Origin of the sequence: Streptomyces sp. NPDC086519 (assembly GCF_040686075.1) — a bacterium.
Classification (GTDB): domain Bacteria; phylum Actinomycetota; class Actinomycetes; order Streptomycetales; family Streptomycetaceae; genus Streptomyces; species Streptomyces shenzhenensis.
In genome coordinates this window covers 15803-31505 of the sequence record NZ_JBFBJL010000063.1, presented here as the reverse complement: position 1 = coordinate 31505, position 15703 = coordinate 15803, and the positions used below count along the sequence as shown (strand labels likewise).

15 protein-coding genes and 1 pseudogene are annotated in these 15703 nt (G+C 72.5%); 12 read left to right on the top strand and 4 right to left on the bottom strand.

The window, feature by feature from the left end:
* The first annotated feature begins 26 nt into the window (after nucleotides 1-26).
* The gene (locus AB0P24_RS38530; protein WP_365802408.1) at nucleotides 27-1169 is read left to right on the top strand and encodes a thiolase family protein; all 1143 of its coding nucleotides are present in this window, start codon (nucleotides 27-29) and stop codon (nucleotides 1167-1169) included.
* A 66-nt stretch (nucleotides 1170-1235) separates the two neighbouring features.
* Complete coding sequence (locus AB0P24_RS38525) at nucleotides 1236-1397, top strand: hypothetical protein (protein WP_365802406.1); 162 nt, start codon at nucleotides 1236-1238, stop codon at nucleotides 1395-1397.
* An 87-nt stretch (nucleotides 1398-1484) separates the two neighbouring features.
* On the opposite strand, the gene AB0P24_RS38520 is transcribed toward AB0P24_RS38525, so the two are convergent.
* Nucleotides 1485-2684 (bottom strand): acyl-CoA dehydrogenase family protein, encoded by a 1200-nt coding sequence (locus AB0P24_RS38520; RefSeq protein WP_365802404.1) that lies wholly within the window; start codon nucleotides 2682-2684, stop codon nucleotides 1485-1487.
* 195 nt (nucleotides 2685-2879) lie between these two features.
* Here AB0P24_RS38520 and AB0P24_RS38515 point away from each other — a divergent pair, with 195 nt between their 5' ends.
* From AB0P24_RS38515 to AB0P24_RS38495, 5 genes and pseudogenes are all read left to right on the top strand, one after another.
* Nucleotides 2880-4352, top strand: a complete 1473-nt coding sequence (locus AB0P24_RS38515; protein WP_365802402.1) for an FCD domain-containing protein — start codon at nucleotides 2880-2882, stop codon at nucleotides 4350-4352.
* 116 nt (nucleotides 4353-4468) lie between these two features.
* Nucleotides 4469-5652: pseudogene (locus AB0P24_RS38510) on the top strand (acyl-CoA dehydrogenase family protein).
* Between the two features lie 10 nt (nucleotides 5653-5662).
* Nucleotides 5663-6430, top strand: a complete 768-nt coding sequence (locus AB0P24_RS38505; RefSeq protein WP_365802400.1) for an SDR family NAD(P)-dependent oxidoreductase — start codon at nucleotides 5663-5665, stop codon at nucleotides 6428-6430.
* Nucleotides 6427-7626 carry an acyl-CoA dehydrogenase family protein gene (locus AB0P24_RS38500; protein WP_365802398.1) on the top strand — a complete coding sequence of 400 codons (1200 nt, stop codon included), beginning with the start codon at nucleotides 6427-6429 and terminating at the stop codon, nucleotides 7624-7626. The genes AB0P24_RS38505 and AB0P24_RS38500 overlap by 4 nt, the downstream gene beginning before the upstream one ends.
* On the top strand, nucleotides 7623-8600 hold the full coding sequence (locus tag AB0P24_RS38495) for an NADPH:quinone oxidoreductase family protein (RefSeq protein ID WP_365802396.1): 978 nt from the start codon (nucleotides 7623-7625) through the stop codon (nucleotides 8598-8600). The genes AB0P24_RS38500 and AB0P24_RS38495 overlap by 4 nt, the downstream gene beginning before the upstream one ends.
* A 3-nt stretch (nucleotides 8601-8603) precedes the next feature.
* Here the strand turns inward: AB0P24_RS38495 and AB0P24_RS38490 are convergent, their stop codons facing one another.
* Entirely contained in the window at nucleotides 8604-9467 is an 864-nt protein-coding gene (locus tag AB0P24_RS38490; protein WP_365802394.1) for a mycofactocin-coupled SDR family oxidoreductase, read from the bottom strand.
* A 177-nt stretch (nucleotides 9468-9644) separates the two neighbouring features.
* Between AB0P24_RS38490 and AB0P24_RS38485 the strand changes: the two genes are divergently transcribed.
* The 4 genes from AB0P24_RS38485 to AB0P24_RS38470 are packed head-to-tail and all read left to right on the top strand — an operon-like array spanning nucleotide 9645 to nucleotide 12036.
* Nucleotides 9645-10790, top strand: a complete 1146-nt coding sequence (locus AB0P24_RS38485; protein ID WP_365802392.1) for an amidohydrolase family protein — start codon at nucleotides 9645-9647, stop codon at nucleotides 10788-10790.
* Nucleotides 10787-11014 (top strand): hypothetical protein, encoded by a 228-nt coding sequence (locus AB0P24_RS38480; protein ID WP_365802390.1) that lies wholly within the window; start codon nucleotides 10787-10789, stop codon nucleotides 11012-11014. The genes AB0P24_RS38485 and AB0P24_RS38480 overlap by 4 nt, the downstream gene beginning before the upstream one ends.
* 5 nt (nucleotides 11015-11019) lie before the next feature.
* A complete protein-coding gene (locus tag AB0P24_RS38475; protein WP_365802450.1) occupies nucleotides 11020-11832 on the top strand; it encodes a mycofactocin-coupled SDR family oxidoreductase in 813 nt (270 codons plus the stop codon).
* Between the two features lie 15 nt (nucleotides 11833-11847).
* A complete protein-coding gene (locus AB0P24_RS38470; RefSeq protein WP_365802388.1) occupies nucleotides 11848-12036 on the top strand; it encodes a ferredoxin in 189 nt (62 codons plus the stop codon).
* Between the two features lie 53 nt (nucleotides 12037-12089).
* Here the strand turns inward: AB0P24_RS38470 and AB0P24_RS38465 are convergent, their stop codons facing one another.
* Nucleotides 12090-12962, bottom strand: a complete 873-nt coding sequence (locus tag AB0P24_RS38465) for a VOC family protein (RefSeq protein ID WP_365802386.1) — start codon at nucleotides 12960-12962, stop codon at nucleotides 12090-12092.
* 162 nt (nucleotides 12963-13124) lie between these two features.
* On the opposite strand from AB0P24_RS38465, the gene AB0P24_RS38460 reads away from it, so the two are divergent.
* Nucleotides 13125-13985 carry an alpha/beta fold hydrolase gene (locus tag AB0P24_RS38460; protein ID WP_365802384.1) on the top strand — a complete coding sequence of 287 codons (861 nt, stop codon included), beginning with the start codon at nucleotides 13125-13127 and terminating at the stop codon, nucleotides 13983-13985.
* Nucleotides 13986-14087: 102 nt separating this feature from the next.
* Here the strand turns inward: AB0P24_RS38460 and AB0P24_RS38455 are convergent, their stop codons facing one another.
* Nucleotides 14088-15686: an FAD-binding protein gene (locus tag AB0P24_RS38455; protein ID WP_365802382.1), complete on the bottom strand. Its 1599-nt coding sequence runs from the start codon at nucleotides 15684-15686 to the stop codon at nucleotides 14088-14090.
* Nucleotides 15687-15703 lie beyond the last annotated feature (17 nt).

Below are 15703 nucleotides of genomic sequence, written 5' to 3'. Positions count from 1 at the left end.
CGCAATGACCAGAAGAAGGAGTTCCCATGCGAGACGCCGTCATCGTCGACGCCGTACGGACCCCGATCGGCAGGCGCAACGGCTCGCTGGCACCCGTGCACGCGGCGGATCTGTCGGCGAAGGTGCTGACCGCCCTGGTCGAGCGCACCGGGATCGACCCGGGCACCGTCGACGACGTGGTCTGGGGATGCGTCACCCAGATCGGCGACCAGTCCAGCAACGTCGGCCGGTCCGCGGTCCTGGCCGCCGGCTGGCCCGAACACGTCCCGGCCGTCACCGTCAACCGGGCCTGCGGCTCCAGCCAGCAGGCGGTCGACCAGGCCGCCCACGCCGTCATGTGCGGCCAGTACGACCTGGTGGTGGCGGGCGGTGTCGAGACGATGACCCGGGTGCCGCTGGGTTCGCACCGCACCACGGGCATGCCCTACGGTCCCGCGGTCCTCGCCCGCTACGGCGGAATCGAGTTCAGCCAGGGCATCGGCGCCGAACTCATCGCAAAGCGCTGGGGGTTCACCCGTACCACGCTGGACGAGTTCGCCTCCGAGTCCCATGCGAAGGCCGCCGCGGCGATCGACGCGGGCATCTTCGACGACCACCTCGTGCCGGTCGACGTCGACGGCACCAAGTTCACCACGGACGAGGGCCTGCGCCGCGGCACGTCGGTCGAGACGCTGGCCCGGCTCAAGCCGTCGTTCAAGGAGGACGGCGTGATCCACGCCGGGAACTCCTCACAGATCTCCGACGGCGCGGCCGCCCTGCTCGTCACCACCCCCGAACGGGCCCGCGCACTCGGCCTCACCCCGATCGCCCGCTACCACAGCGGAGCGGTCAGCGGAGCGGACCCGGTCACCATGCTGCTCGGCCCGATACCCGCCACCGAGAAGGTGCTGCGCCGCTCCGGACTGGCCCTCGCCGACATCGGCGTGTACGAGGTCAACGAGGCGTTCGCACCGGTTCCGCTGGCCTGGCTCGCCGAGACCGGCGCCGACCCGGGGCGGCTCAACCCGCTCGGCGGGGCGATCGGCGTCGGCCACCCGCTGGGCGGTTCCGGTGCCATCCTCATGACCCGGCTGCTGGCCCGGATGCGGCACGAGAACCTCCGCTACGGCCTCCAGACCATGTGCGAGGGCGGCGGCACCGCGAACGCCACGATCATCGAGCTGCTGTGACGCCCCGCCGGACAGCGGCCGGCGACTTTGCCGCCGGTCGTGGCCGGCGGCCCCGGCGGCGTCGATGTGGATGTCGGTGCCCGCGCGCAGTTGGCCGAGCGCGTCGGCGGCCTCGCCGTGCAGCTCGGTCAGCCGCGCGGTGACGTCCTCCTGCGCGGAGTCGATGACGGCGTCCGCGCCGACGGCCAGCGCGGTCTCCAGCCGCTCGGGGAGGACGTCAGTGCTTGAGCGGGCCCGGCGGGGATGCGAACCGCCTCCCCGCTTGTGCCGGGTCGCTGTCGGGCGAGCGGTCCGTTTCCCTGGGCCCCGGCCGGATCAGCGAGGTTCCCGGGGCATCCCCAGCCCGCGTTCGGCCACCTGCGTGCGCAGCACCTCGTTGGCCCCGCCCGCGATCGTGTACGCCCGGGAGTAGAGGTGGGCGTCCTGCCACCACCCCTGTGCGACCGTCGCCGGGTCACCTTCGGTGAGCAGGCCGTCCGTGCCCTGGAGCCGCAGACCGAAGTCGGCCAGGTCGTAGTTGAGTTCGCTGAAGAAGATCTTGCCCAGCGGGGCGTCGGCGGGCTGTTCCGTGCCGTGCAGCATGCGCGACTGCGCGAGAGCGATCAGCGCGGCGTTGACCTGGACCCGCGCGGCGAGTTCCCCGACGGCCTGCCGGGTGGCGGTGTCGTCGAGCGCGGGCCGCCCGTCGACCGGCACCTCCTGCGCGAGCCGCAGCAGGTCGTCGAGTACGGCGAACAACTCGACGCCCCGCGCGGCCACTGCGGACCGCTCCCGCGCGAGGCTGCTCATCGCCACCCGCCAGCCGTCGTTCACCCGGCCGATCACGTTCGCGGCGGGGATCCGCACGCCGTCCAGGAAGACCTCGTTGAAGTCGGCGCTCCCGGTGATCTCCCGCAGCGGCCGCACGTCGATCCCCGGGCTGCGCATGTCCAGCGCGAACGCCGTGATGCCCCGGTGCTTCGGGGCCCGCGGGTCGGTACGCGCGAGCAGGTAACCCATGTCGGCGTGCCGGCCGTTGGTCGTCCACACCTTCTGGCCGTCGACGACGAACACCGCGTCGGCGCCCTCTCCTTCGCGGCGGGCGCGGGTGCGCAGGGAGGCCAGGTCGCTGCCGGCCTCGGGCTCGCTGAACAGCTGGCACCAGACGTCGTCGCAGGCGCGGATGCGGGGCAGGAAGCGTGCCCGCTGCGTGTCGGTGCCGAAGTCGACGAGGGCCGCCGAGACCAGCGCGGCCGCGCCGACGGGCGCCCAGGTGCGGGCGCGGGCGATCTCCTCGGCGACGACGGACGGTTCGAGGGGATGGGCGTCGGGCCGGCCGCCGTACTCGGCGGGCCAGTCGATGCCGAGGTAGCCCGCCTCGTACAGCTTCGCCGTCCACGCGCGGATCGCCGGCAGCAGCGCGGGCTCGGGAGCGCGCACCCCGGCGTGCGTCTTGACGCCCGGCGCGTGCTCCGCCACGAAGGCGCGCACCTTCCTCCGGAACGCCGCCAGTTCGGGTGTGGGATCCTGTCGCATCGCCGCCGGCTCCTCGGTCCTCACGCAAGCGATCTCTAATTGAGGGTACTCTAACTAGGTCAAGGTCGCCCGTGCCAGAGGCAGCACCCGGAATAAGTAGCCCGATTCTCGGTCCTGGCGCCGAGGGGCGCGCACCTCGCGCACCGGTGGCGAATAGACTGGGGATCCGCAATGTCCCCTCAGAGGAGTTGGCCCATGGCGACTGCCGTCGACCGCGAGCCCGCCGACGGCGAGACCGACATCCCGGTCGGCAAGCTGGCCGCGCAGACCGCGCAGCGCATCGAGGCGACGGTGATCCGCCGGGGGTGGCCCGTCGGCGAGTCGCTGGGCTCCGAGGTGGACCTGCGGGAGCGGCTCGGGGTGAGCCGGGCGGTGCTGCGCGAGGCGGTGCGGCTGGTCGAGCACCACCAGGTCGCCCGCATGCGGCGCGGCCCCGGCGGCGGCCTGATCGTCTGCGCCCCCGACGCGGGACCGGCGACCCGGGCCATGGTGATCTACCTCGAATACGTGGGCACCAGCGTCACCGACCTGCTCCAGGCCCGCCGGCTCCTCGAACCCATCGCCGCGGGGCTCGCCGCCGACCGGATCACCGAGGAGGGCATCGCGACCCTCCGCGCCACCCTGGAGGCGGAACGCGACCACTGGGACGACCCGTCGGTCCATTCGCAGGACCCCCTCCACCCGGTGCTCGGCCAGTTGTCGGGCAACCCCGTCCTGCACCTGTTCATCGACGTGCTGACCCGCCTCACCGCCCGCTACGCCCACACCTCGCGCCGGATCTCCAGGGCGGAGATGCACGCGGCGAAGGAGACCTCGCACCGCGAGCACCGCGCGGTCGTCGACGCCGTCGTCGCCGACGACGGGGCCCGGGCGCAAACCGAGCTGACGGCGCACCTGGAGTCGGTGGCCGCCTGGATCGAGAAGCACCGGGTGCGCCGGGGCGCGCGCATCGCCGGGACCGTGGTCGAGCCCGAGCTGGCCGAAGGCCCACGGGCCAAGCTCGCCGAGGTGGTGGCCGCCCGGATCCACGACGACATCGCCGCCCGCGGCTGGCAGATCGGCCAGGTCCTCGGTTCGGAGGCGGACCTGCTGGCCCGCTACGAGATCAGCCGGGCGGTCCTGCGCGAGGCCGTACGGCTGCTGGAGTACCACTCGGTCGCCCGGATGCGCCGCGGCCCCGGCGGGGGACTGGTCGTCACCGAGCCCGAGCCGCAGGCCAGTATCGACACCATGGCGCTGTTCCTCGAATACCAGGGTGTCACCGCCGACGACCTGCGGATCGTCCGCAACGCCATCGAACTCGGCATCGTCGCCAGGGTGACCGCCCGGCACGCCGCAGGCGACAAGGAGGTGGCCCAGCGGCTCGGCAAGGCCGTCCGCTGGACCACCGAGGGGCCGGCCGACGACCCCCGCAAGGCCGACCTGTTCCACTCGGAACTGGCGGCGCTGGCCGACAATCCGGTGCTGTCGCTGTTCCTCGCCATCATCACCGAGCTGTTCCGCCGGCACGCCTCCGGCCACGACCGGCCGCTGCCCGGCGACACGGCGGCCGACGAGGTCCAGCACGTCCACCAGCGCGTCCTCGACGCGATCGTGCAGGGCGACGCCGGGGTGGCCCGCCACCGGATGCGCCGCCACCTCGACGCGCTCATCCCGTGGTGGCACTGATTTACTGATACTGATTGTCTGCGCCCCCTGCGGTTTTCTGTCACAGGGGGCGTTCCGCTGTGCCGGTGGCCGCTAATTACGTATACTGAATAGGGTCGCGAGTCGAAGGAGATCCGATGCGCCGGACCCTGTTCGAACAGGACCAGGAGGACTTCCGTCTGCTGGTCCGGGACTTCGTCGCCCGCGAGGTGCTCCCGGTGTACGAGGACTGGCGGCGCGCCGGTCTCGTCCCCCGCGAGCTGTTCACCTCGATGGGCAAGCTCGGCATCCTCGGCACGGCGATCCCTGAGGAGTACGGCGGAGGAGGCCAGGAGGACTACCGTTTCAACGTCGTGATCCAGGAGGAGTGCGCCCGTGCGGGCGTCACCCTGGGCGGCCTGCGCACCCATCTCGACGTCGTCGTCCCCTACTTCACCGGCCTCGCCGACGCCGGACAGCGGGCCCGCCGGCTTCCCGGACTGGCCCGCGGCGAGCTGTACAGCGCGATCGCGATGAGCGAACCGGGCACCGGATCCGACCTCGCCGGCATCACGACGAAGGCGGTCCGGGACGGCGACCACTGGGTGCTCGACGGCGCCAAGACCTTCATCACCGGCGGCCACCACGCCGACCTGGTGATCGTCGTCGCCCGCACCGCCACCGACCCGGACGACCGGCGCGCCGGACTGTCCCTGCTCGTGGTGGAGAAGGGCGCGCCCGGGTTCACCGTCGGGCGCAGGCTGGAGAAGATCGGCCTGGCCACCCAGGACACCGTGGAGCTGTCCTTCGGCGGTGTCCGGGTGCCCGCGGCGAACCTGCTGGGTGAGGAGGGCGCCGCCTTCACGCACCTCGGCCGCAACCTCGCCCAGGAACGGCTGGCCATCGCGGTGGGCGCGGTCGCCCAGACCCGCGCCGCGATCGACCTGACCGTCGCCTACGTCCGCGACCGCGAGATATTCGGCAGACCCCTGTCCGCCTTCCAGAACACGAAGTTCGAGCTGGCCGCGCTGGCCACGGAGCTGGCGGCGGCCCAGGCCCTGCTCGACGCGGCGGTCACCGCGCTCGTCGCCGGCGAACTGAGCCCGGCCGACGCCGCCAAGACCAAGCTCTTCTGCACCGAGACACAGGGCCGGGTGGTCGACCGCTGCCTGCAACTGCACGGCGGCTACGGCTACATCCTCGAATCCCCGATCGCCCGCCTGTACACCGACGCGCGTGTGACCCGCTCCCCCACTCTCGGCTTCGCTCGAGCGGGGGGACCCCCATCGTCGGCACCAGCGAAGTCCTGAAGACCATCATCAGCAAGTCCCTGGGCCTGTGAGGAGACCGAAGTGAACATCGACGGTTCGACAGTGCTGGTCACCGGCGGCGCCTCCGGCCTGGGCCTGGCCACCGCGCGCCGGGCCGTGGGCCGCGGCGCCCGGGTCGTGCTGGCCGACGTGTCAGAGGAGCAGGGCGTCAAGGCGGCCGCCGACCTCGGCGACGCGGCCCGCTTCGTCCGCGCCGACGTCACCGACGAGGCCTCCGTGACCGCCGCCCTCGACACCGCGCGGGAACTGGGCGCGCTGCGCTGCGTCGTGCACTGCGCCGGCCGCGGCGGCGACCGCACCCGCGTCATCGGCCGCGACCGCACCCCCGGCGACCTCGCCACCTTCGCCGAGGTGATACGGGTCAACCTCGTCGGCACCTACAACGTGCTGCGACTGGCCGCCGCCCGCCTCGCCGGCAACGAGGTCGTCGACGGCGACCGCGGCGCCGTCGTCCTGACCGCCTCCGTCGCCGCGTTCGACGGCCAGATCGGCCAGACCTCCTACGCCGCCGCCAAGGCGGGCGTGCACGGCATGACCCTCGTCGCCGCCCGGGACCTGGCGAGCTGGCAGATCCGGGTGAACACCATCGCCCCCGGCATCATGGACACGCCCATGCTCGGCCGGCTCCGCGAGGACATCCGGGACGGCCTCGCCGCCTCCGTGCCCCATCCCAAGCGCCTCGGCGAACCCGACGACTTCGCGCGCCTCGCCGTCGAGATGCTGGAGAACCCCTACCTCAACGGCCAGACCGTCCGCCTCGACGGCGCGATCCGCATGGCCCCGCGATGACCGCCGCCGAGACCGACGAGCAGTTCCGCGCCCGCCTGCGCGCCTTCCTCACCGAGCACCACCCCGGCCGCCGGCCCGAGGACCGCGCCGAACGCCTCGCCTGGCACAAGCGCTGGCTTGCCACCCTGTACGACGCCGGATACGCGGGCCCGAGCTGGCCGCGCGCCTACGGCGGAATGGACCTGCCCTTCACCCGCCAGGTCGTCTACCAGGAGGAGTACGCCAGGGCCCGGGTCCCCGGCCCCCTCGGCACCGGACTCGGCATCGCCGCGCCCACCCTCGTCACCTACGGCACCCCGGAGCAGAAGGAACGCTTCCTGCGCCCCATGCTGCGCGGCGACACGGTCTGGGCACAGGGCTACTCCGAACCGGAGGCCGGCTCGGACCTGCCCGCGCTGCGCACGACCGCGCGCCGCGAGGGCGGCGGCCCCGACGACCCCGCGGCCGAGTACGTCGTCAACGGGCAGAAGGTGTGGAACAGTTCGGCCGACATCGCCGACATCCTCTTCACCCTGGTCCGCACCGGTCCGCCCGGCTCCCGGCAGGACGGCATCAGCTACCTGCTGATCGACGCCCACGCCCCGGGCGTCACCGTCCGGCCCCTGCGGGACCTGACCGGGGACGCGCACTTCTGCGAGATCTTCCTCGACGACGTCCGGGTCCCCGTCGCGAACCGCGTCGGCGCGGAGAACGGCGGCTGGCCGCTGGTCCGCACCAGCCTCGGCCACGAGCGGGCCGCGGGCGCGCTGAACCAGGCCGCCCGGTACCGGCGTGTCCTGGACGAACTGATCGAGCTGGCGCACCGACGCGGGGCCACCGCCGACCCCCTGGTGTGCGACCGGCTCGCGGACTTCGAGATCCGGGTGCGCGTCATGCGGCTCACCGGGATGCGGACCATCGCCGACATCATGGCGAAGGGCGAACCGGGTCCCGCCTCCTCCACCGCACGGCTGTTCATCGTGGCCTTCGAGCAGGAACTGCACGAGTTCGCCCTGGAACTGCTCGGCCCGTACGGGATCCTCGGCCGCCGGGACCCGCACGCCGTCCAGCGCGGGCGCTGGGTGTGGGGCTTCCTGCGCACCCGGGCCGCCACCATCGGCGCGGGAACCGCCGAGATCCAGCGCAACACCATCGCCGAACAGGTCCTGGGCCTGCCCCGGGACCCCGCGATGCCCGCCACCGGAAGGGCACGATGAGAGCCGCACGCTGCACCCGCTACGGGCCCCCCGACGCTCTGGAGGTCGTCGAGATCGACGCCCCCGAACCCGGCCCGGGGGAGGTACTGGTCCGGGTGCACGCCGCCGCCGTCAACTTCCCGGACGTGCTGCTCGTGGCCGACCGCTACCAGGTGCCCGCGCCGCTGCCGTTCACCCCGGGCAGCGAGTTCGCCGGGGTCGTCGCCGCGCTGGGACCGGGCGTGAGCGGTCCCGCGGTGGGCTCGCCGGTGGCCGGGGCCGTGCTCACGGGTGCCTTCGCCGAACAGGTCGTGGTGCCGGCGGCCGGCCTGCGTCCCGTCCCCGAGGGGCTCGACATGGTCCATGCCGCCGCCTTCCACGTGACCTACGCGACCGCCTACCACGCCCTCACCACCGTCGGGCAGGGCACGGCGGGGGAGTGGGCCGCGGTGCTCGGGGCCGCGGGCGGGGTCGGCTCCGCGACCGTCGACGTCGCGACCCGGCTCGGCCTGCGCGTCGTCGCCGCGGCATCGAGCCCTCAACGGCTCACCGTCGCGCGCGAGCTGGGCGCCGCGGCCGGTGTCGACTACGCGCACGAGGACCTCAAGACGAGGATCCGTGAGCTGACCGGCGGCGAGGGCGCCCACCTGGTGGTCGACCCCGTCGGCGGCGACCACGCGGAGGCCGCCCTGCGCGCGCTGCGCCGGGGCGGCCGCTTCGTCACCGTGGGCTACGCCGACGGGAGGATCCCGCGGATCCCGCTCAACCTGGTGCTGCTGAAGGACACGACCGTACGGGGCTTCGAGATCCGCATGCTGCGCCGGTACGCCCCGGACGCGGTGGCCGCGGGCGACCGGGCGCTCGCCCGGATGGTCCGGGACGGGATGCGCCCGCTCGTCTCCCGCGTCCACCCCCTTGCGGAGGTGGCGGCCGTCCTCACCGACGTGGCCCGGCGGCGCACCACCGGCAAGGTGGTCCTCGACATGACCAGGTGAGCGTCAGAAGGCCGGCAGCTGCGGGCGCCGCTTGACGTAGCCGCCGGCGTCCACGCGCATCTGCATGCCGGTGACGTACGAGGACTCGTCCGAGACGAGGAACAGCACCATGTCGGCGATGTTCTCCGGCTCGACGTAGGGGACGCCGAACCCGGTCGTGGCGGGGAAGGAGGGCAGCGCGTCCTCGCGGGTCGGGTTCTCCAGGTCGGGCCGGAACGACCGGTACATGATCTCGCTGTTCAGCATGTCGGTGTTGACGTTCGTGGGATGCAGCGCGTTGACCCGGATCCGGCGGGACGCGAGCACCGTCGCCAGGTCGTGCACGAAGGCCGCCACCTGGCGCTTGGCGAACGAATACCCCAGCCCCCCGGGCCCGTTGGCCGGGTTGTCCACGGTGGCCGGTATCAGTCCGGCGATCGACCCGGTCGCGACGATCGAGGCCCCGTCGGGCAGATGCGGCAGCGCCGCGTCGACGGTGTGCACCACTCCGTTGAAGTCGACGGTGACCGCGTCCAGGAAGGCCTGCGCGCTCTGCCCGGGGCCGAGCGGGCAGATACCGGCCTGGGCGACCACGGCGTCGAGCCGCCCCAGCTCGGCCACCCCCTCGTCGACCGCGTCCCGGAGCGCGGCCGGATCCCGCACGTCGGCCTTGCGGGCGACGATCCGCCGGCCGAGCTTCTCCACCTCGCGGACGGTCTCCTCCAGGTCCGCCGCGGTGGCCAGCGGGTAGCCGTTGGTGGCGATGTCCTCGCACAGGTCCACGGCGATGATGTCGGCACCCTCCGCGGCGAGCCGGATCGCGTGGGCCCGGCCCTGGCCGCGCGCGGCCCCGGTGATGAGGACGGCCTTGTCCTGCACTCGACCCATGAGGTCTCCTTCCGTAGAACAAAAGAGTAGCCTGAATGCCGTCGGCGGGAACTCGACGTTGCCTGATGATCTCCCGATCAAGCGGGTGGTTGGCTGGCAGCTCCCGCCCAGTGGGACATGTTCAGTGCACACAATGTGCCGGGTGCTAGAGAGTCCCCGAGACCGAGGGAGCACACGATGCCGTTGCAGCCATGGATGAAGTTGCTGTCGACCGACGACCATCTGATCGAGCCACCGCGACTGTGGTCCGACCGGCTGCCGGCGAAGTACCGGGAGGCCGGACCGCGCATCGTGGAACAGCCGCGCGGCGAGGGACAGGCCCCCGCCGAGGTGTGGGTCTACGAGGACCGGATCTACCCCTACATCGGCCTCAACGCCGTGGCGGGCAAGAAGCCCGAGGAGTTCGGCCTCGAACCCACGCGCTACGACGAGATGATCCCGGGCTGCTACGACCCCGGGGCCCGCATCCGCGACATGGACCTGGACGGCGTCTGGGGCGCCCTGTGCTTCCCGTCCTTCCCCGGGTTCTCCGGCCATGTCTTCCTCGACGGCAGGGACCGCGAACTGGCCCTGCTGTGCGTGCGGGCGTGGAACGACTTCGTCCTCGACGAGTGGTGCGCCACCGCACCCGGCCGCCTCATCCCGCTGGTCATCATGCCGATGTGGGACGTCGAGGCCTGTGTCGCCGAGATCCACCGGACCGCGGCCAAGGGCGCGAAGGCGATCTCCTTCCCCGAGAACCCCGCACCCCGCGGCCTGCCGTCCTTCCACACCGACCACTGGGACCCCCTGTTCTCCGCGGCCGAGGAGACCGGCATGCCGCTGTGCCTGCACTTCGGCACCTCGGGCAAGCCGCCGAAGACGGCCGAGGAGGCCCCGTTCGCGGTGACGATCGCCCTGTTCGGCTGCAACGCCATGTTCGCCACCGCCGACCTGCTGTTCTCCCCGGTACTGCACAGGCACCCCAAGCTGAAGATCGGCCTCTCCGAGGGCGGCATCGGCTGGATCCCGTACCTCCTGGAACGCAGCGACGGCACCTGGGAGCGGCACCGCTTCTACCAGAACGTCAACCAGAGCGTGCGGCCCTCGGAGCTCTTCCACCGGCACTTCCACGGCTGCTTCATCGACGACCGCTTCGGCGTCGAGATCCGGCACCACGTCGGCGTCGACGAGATCACCTGGGAGTGCGACTACCCGCACTCCGACTCCTACTGGCCCAAGTCCCGCGCCTACGCGGCCGAGGTCCTCGCCGACGTGCCCGACGACGAGGTGCACAAGATCGTCGAGCTCAACACCCGCCGCCTCTACAACCTCCCCGCATGAGCCGGCGCCCCGAGTCCGAGCGGTCGGACTGGACCGACCTGGACCTGCTCACCCGCGAGGAGGCCCACGGCCGGCTCGTCGCGGAGATCGCCGAGACCGAGGCCCGCCTGGCCCAGCTCGGCGAGTCCGCGTCCGAGGCGGCCGAGCGGGAACTCCTCGGGACCCGGCTGCGCGCCCTGCGCGAGGCCGCCGACGACCTGATCGACCACGTGAAGGAGAGCTGATGCCCATGGGGCGCATGGCGGGCAAGGTCGCGCTCATCACCGGCGGAGCGCGCGGACAGGGCCGCTCCCACGCCGTACGGCTGGCCGAGGAGGGCGCGGACGTCGTCGTCACCGACGTCTGCCACGACATCAGCGCCGAGCTGCCGTACCCGCTGGCGACCAAGGAAGAGCTGGAGGAAACCGCCGAGCTGGTCGGACGGGCCGGCCGCCGGTGTGTCGCCGTACAGGCCGACGTCCGCTCCGTCGCGGAGATGCGCGCCGCCGTCGACGCGGCACGCGAGGAGTTCGGGCGGCTCGACACGGTCGTCGCCAACGCCGGCGTGATGAGCATCGGGGCCGCCTGGGAGCTGTCCGAGGAGGCCTGGGACGTCACCGTCGACGTCAACCTCAAGGGCGCCTGGAACACCGTACGGGCCGCGGTCCCCTGGATGATCGAGGCCGGACAGGGCGGCTCCATCGTCATCACCAGCTCCGCCGCCGGCATCCGCGGCCATGTGCCGTACGCCCACTACGTGGCCGCCAAGCACGGCGTGGTCGGTCTGATGAAGGCGCTCTCCAACGAACTCGCCCCGCACCGCATCCGGGTGAACACCGTGCACCCCACCGGCGTCAGCGACACGGGCATCACGGTCGGCGTCCCCGTGGAGGAACTCGCCGCCAGGGAACCGCTGTTCGCGCTCGCCGCGATGAACCCCCTGGCGCCGTACGTCGAGCCGCGGGACGTGTCCAACGCCGTCCTCTTCCTCGCCTCCGACGAGGCGCGGTACGTCACCGGCCTGCAGTTCACCGTCGACGCCGGATCGACCAACAAGCCGTAGAACGGAGTGCGTCGCATGAAGATCACCATCGACCGGGCGGTCTGCTCGGGGCACGCCCGGTGCGCGGCCGCGGCACCGGGGCTCTTCCGCCTCGACGACGACGGCTACGCGCTGCCGGTGGAGGGAGAGGTTCCCCAGGACCTCGAACAGGCCGCCCGGGACGGCGCCGCGGCCTGCCCGGAACGGGCGATCACCCTGCACTGACACGACCGAGCCCCACGGTCCGGGGACCGTGGGGCTCGGTCGTGTCCGTCCGCTCAGCCGGCCGGCTGCGGCGGCGGAGTGAAGTGGTGCCCCCAGAACGCGCCGTCCGTGATCTCGTACACGGGGACCGGCTCCGGGACCTTCAGGCCGTTCCAGCCGAACTCGACGGCGTAGTTCTCCGGCGACCAGACGTAGAACGACACCATGTGGTCGTTGGTGTGCCTGCCGAGCGAGTGCATCATCGGCACCTCGTACCTGGCGGCCCGGTCCAGGGCGCGCCCCACGTCGTCCAGGGTCGCGGCCTCCACCATGAAGTGCAGCAGCCGCCCCGGGCCCGGCATCGGTGTCACGCCGAGCGTGTGGTGGCGCGGGTTGCAGCCCATGAACCAGGTCGTGCCGCCCGGCGAGCGCATCGTGTTCCGCTCGATGAAGCCGAGGACGCCGACGTAGAAGTCGAAGGTGGTCCGGGCGTCCTCGGCGGAGACGATCGCGTGTCCGAAGCCCATGTCACCGGTGACGAACTTCGACACCAGCGGGGTGTGCACCGGCACGTGGTCGAGGACCCTGCCGTAGAACAGCTCGACCGGGTTGCCGCCCGGGTCGCTGAACCTGACGAAGCCCGTGACCTTCCGCTCCGCCGCCTCCGCCTCGGTGCCGGCCGTCACCTTGATCCCGGCCTTCTCGACGTCCGCGGCCAGCCGCGCCAGCTCCCGCTCGTCGAGGACCTCGAAGCCCAGGGCCGTCATCCCGGGCTGGGCGCCCGGCGAGACCACGATCCGGGCCGGATGGTCGTCCATCCGGAAGGACAGGGACTCCCCGTCGCCGTCCTCCACGGGCATCAGGCCGAGGAAGTCGGCGCCGAAGGCCCTCCACTTGCCGAGGTCGTTGGACTCCAGACGCAGGTACCCGAGTGAGCGCACACCCATCAGGCCCTCCCCTCACATCGGTCAGGTCCGGGGCGGCCCGTCGGGTCCCCGGTATCGGTACGTCCGCGACGGTAGAAGGACCGGCACCCGCGCCGCCGGGACCGTCCCACTGATCGGGAGACCTGCGACGGAGGGCTTCCTCCGGGTGCGACGGTGAGGGTCATGACACTCAGCCACCACGACACCCTGCGCGAACTGCCCACGGACGACGGCATCCTGCGCTACCACGAGGCCGGCGACGGGCCGCCCCTGCTCCTGCTGCACGGCTCGGGGCCAGGCGTGACCGGCTGGCGCAACTACCGGGGCAACCTTCCCGTGCTCGCGGAGCACTTCCGCTGCCTGGCGCTGGAGTTCCCCGGGTTCGGGGTGAGCGACGCCACCGCCGAGAACCCGATGGCGGCCGCCCCGAAGGCCGTCCTGCGCTTCCTCGACGGCCTCGGTCTCGACCGCGTCGACGTCATCGGCAACTCCATGGGCGGGTTCGTCGCGGTGGGGCTCGCGGTCGCCCACAAGGACCTGTTCCGCCGGATCGTCACCATCGGCGGCGTCGGCCGCAACATCCTGTCCCCGGGACCCAGCGAAGGACTCAACCTGCTGGTCGAGTTCGCCGAGAACCCCACCCGCGACAACCTCGTCCAATGGCTGCGGTCGATGGTCCACGACCCCGCCCTGCTCACCGACGAGCTGATCGAGGAGCGCTGGACCAGCGCCACCGACCCCGCGACGCTGGAGGCGTCCCGGCGGATCTACGGCCGCCAGGCGATGGCCGCGCTGCAGGCCGCCCAGTCCCAGTCCGACCAGCCGATCTGGGCCCTGCTGCACAAGGTCGCCGCTCCCACGCTGCTGACCTGGGGCCGCGACGACCGGGTCACACCGCTGGAGAGCGCGCTGCTGCCGATGCGCACCATCCCCAAGGCCGAACTGCACGTGCTGCCGGACTGCGGGCACTGGGCGATGATCGAGCAGAAGCAGGCCTGGGAAAGCGCGGTGCTGGCCTTCCTGACCCGCCCGGAGGCCGGCTGAGCCGCCGGGGCGCGGACCCACGGCGCGCGGCGCGGCTGACCGCCGTGGCGTGAACACACGAAGGGGCCCGGGACACACCGAGTCCCGGGCCCCTTCGCCACGTCAGTCCGGCGCTCCGGCCATGTCCAGGACCGCCAGGTACCCGAAGGCCAGACTCGACCCGATCGGAGTGCCCGCACCCGGGTACACGCGGCCCGACATCGCGGCCGCGGTGTTCCCCGTCGCGTACAGGCCGTCGACCGGCCGGCCGTCCGGCCGCAGCACCCGCGCCCGCGCGTCGATCCGCAGGCCGCCCTTGGTGCCGATGTCGGACGGGACGATGGTCGCCGCGTAGAACGGTGGTGTGTCGAGGGGCGGCAGCAGCGGGTTCGGCCACTCCGGCGCGGGCCGGGCGGGGAAGTTCTGCCGGGGATCGGCCGGGAAGGGCACGATGTGATGGAACATCCGGTCCCAGGGCGTCTCCCCCCGGTGGAACTTCTCGTCGACGCCGGTGTGCGCGTACCCGTTGAACTCCTTGACGGTGCGGTCCAGGGCGTCGAAGGGGACGTCGATCAACCGTGCCAGCTCTTCCAGGGTGCCGGCCTTCTTCAGCGCCCCGGACGCGAGCCACTCCTCGACGGGCGGCGCCGCGGGCGGGAAGCCGATGCCGTCCCGGTCCAGCTGGCGCTGGTCGAACACCCAGTGGCAGGGGATGTGCCGTACCCCGGTGGACTGGTGGAGCCGGACGATCCGGTGCCCCGCCTGGTCGTAGGGAGACGTCTCGTTGACGAAGCGCTCGCCCGCGCCGTTGACCCAGAACCCGCCCCTGGTGCCGGTGTGGAAGACCGGCAGCCCGTCCGGGTGGACGAGCCCCGGCACGAACCAGGCCTCGTCCAGCAGGTCGGTGTCCGCGCCCGCCGCGATGCCCGCCCGGAGCGCGTCGCCGGTGTTGGCCGGGGCGCCGTTGGACCACTGCCCGGTGAGCGGTGCCTGGTACCGCTCACGCAGCCCCGGGTCGCGCTCGAAGCCGCCGGCCGCCAGGAGCACACCCCGCCCGGCCCGGATCCGCACCCGCTCACCGTCGCTGACGACCTCGACCCCGGTGACCCTGCCGTCCTCGACGACCAGGCTCTCCAGCGCCGTGTCCAGCCGCACCTCGCCGTTGCCCGTCTCCAGGAACGCCGACAGCGCCCGGCCGATCAGCGCCCGGCCGCCGCTGAGGACGGGGCCCTCGTCGAAGCCGAACCGCTCGGTGGGCAGTGACTCGCGCATGAGCGCCCGGCGCTCTCCGAGCTGGGCCGCCTCCACCGGCGGCGGGAAGACGGTGTGCCCGGTGGGCGAGGCGCCGGAGGCGGAGGCGAAGTAGTCCGGCACCGGGCCGTGGACGAAGGACTGGAACCACGGGTTCCTCTCCAACTCGTCGATCAGCGCCACTCCGGCCGCCAGATAGGCGTCCTGCAGCGCCTCCCGGGACGGGTCGGCGACGACGGTGCGCAGATACCTCCGCGCGTCCTCGACGTCGTCCCCGAGACCGGCCCGGCCCAGCGGCGCGGACCCCGGGAACCAGAGTCCCGCGCCCGAGTAGGCCAGGGTGCCGCCGACCCGGTCGGTCTTCTCCACGACGAGCGTGCGCAGGCCGCGGGAGGCCGCCACGTACGCCCCGACCAGACCTCCGCCAGACCCTACGACGATCACGTCGTAGGCATCCTCGTTGATGCTCATCCGAACTCCTCATGAGT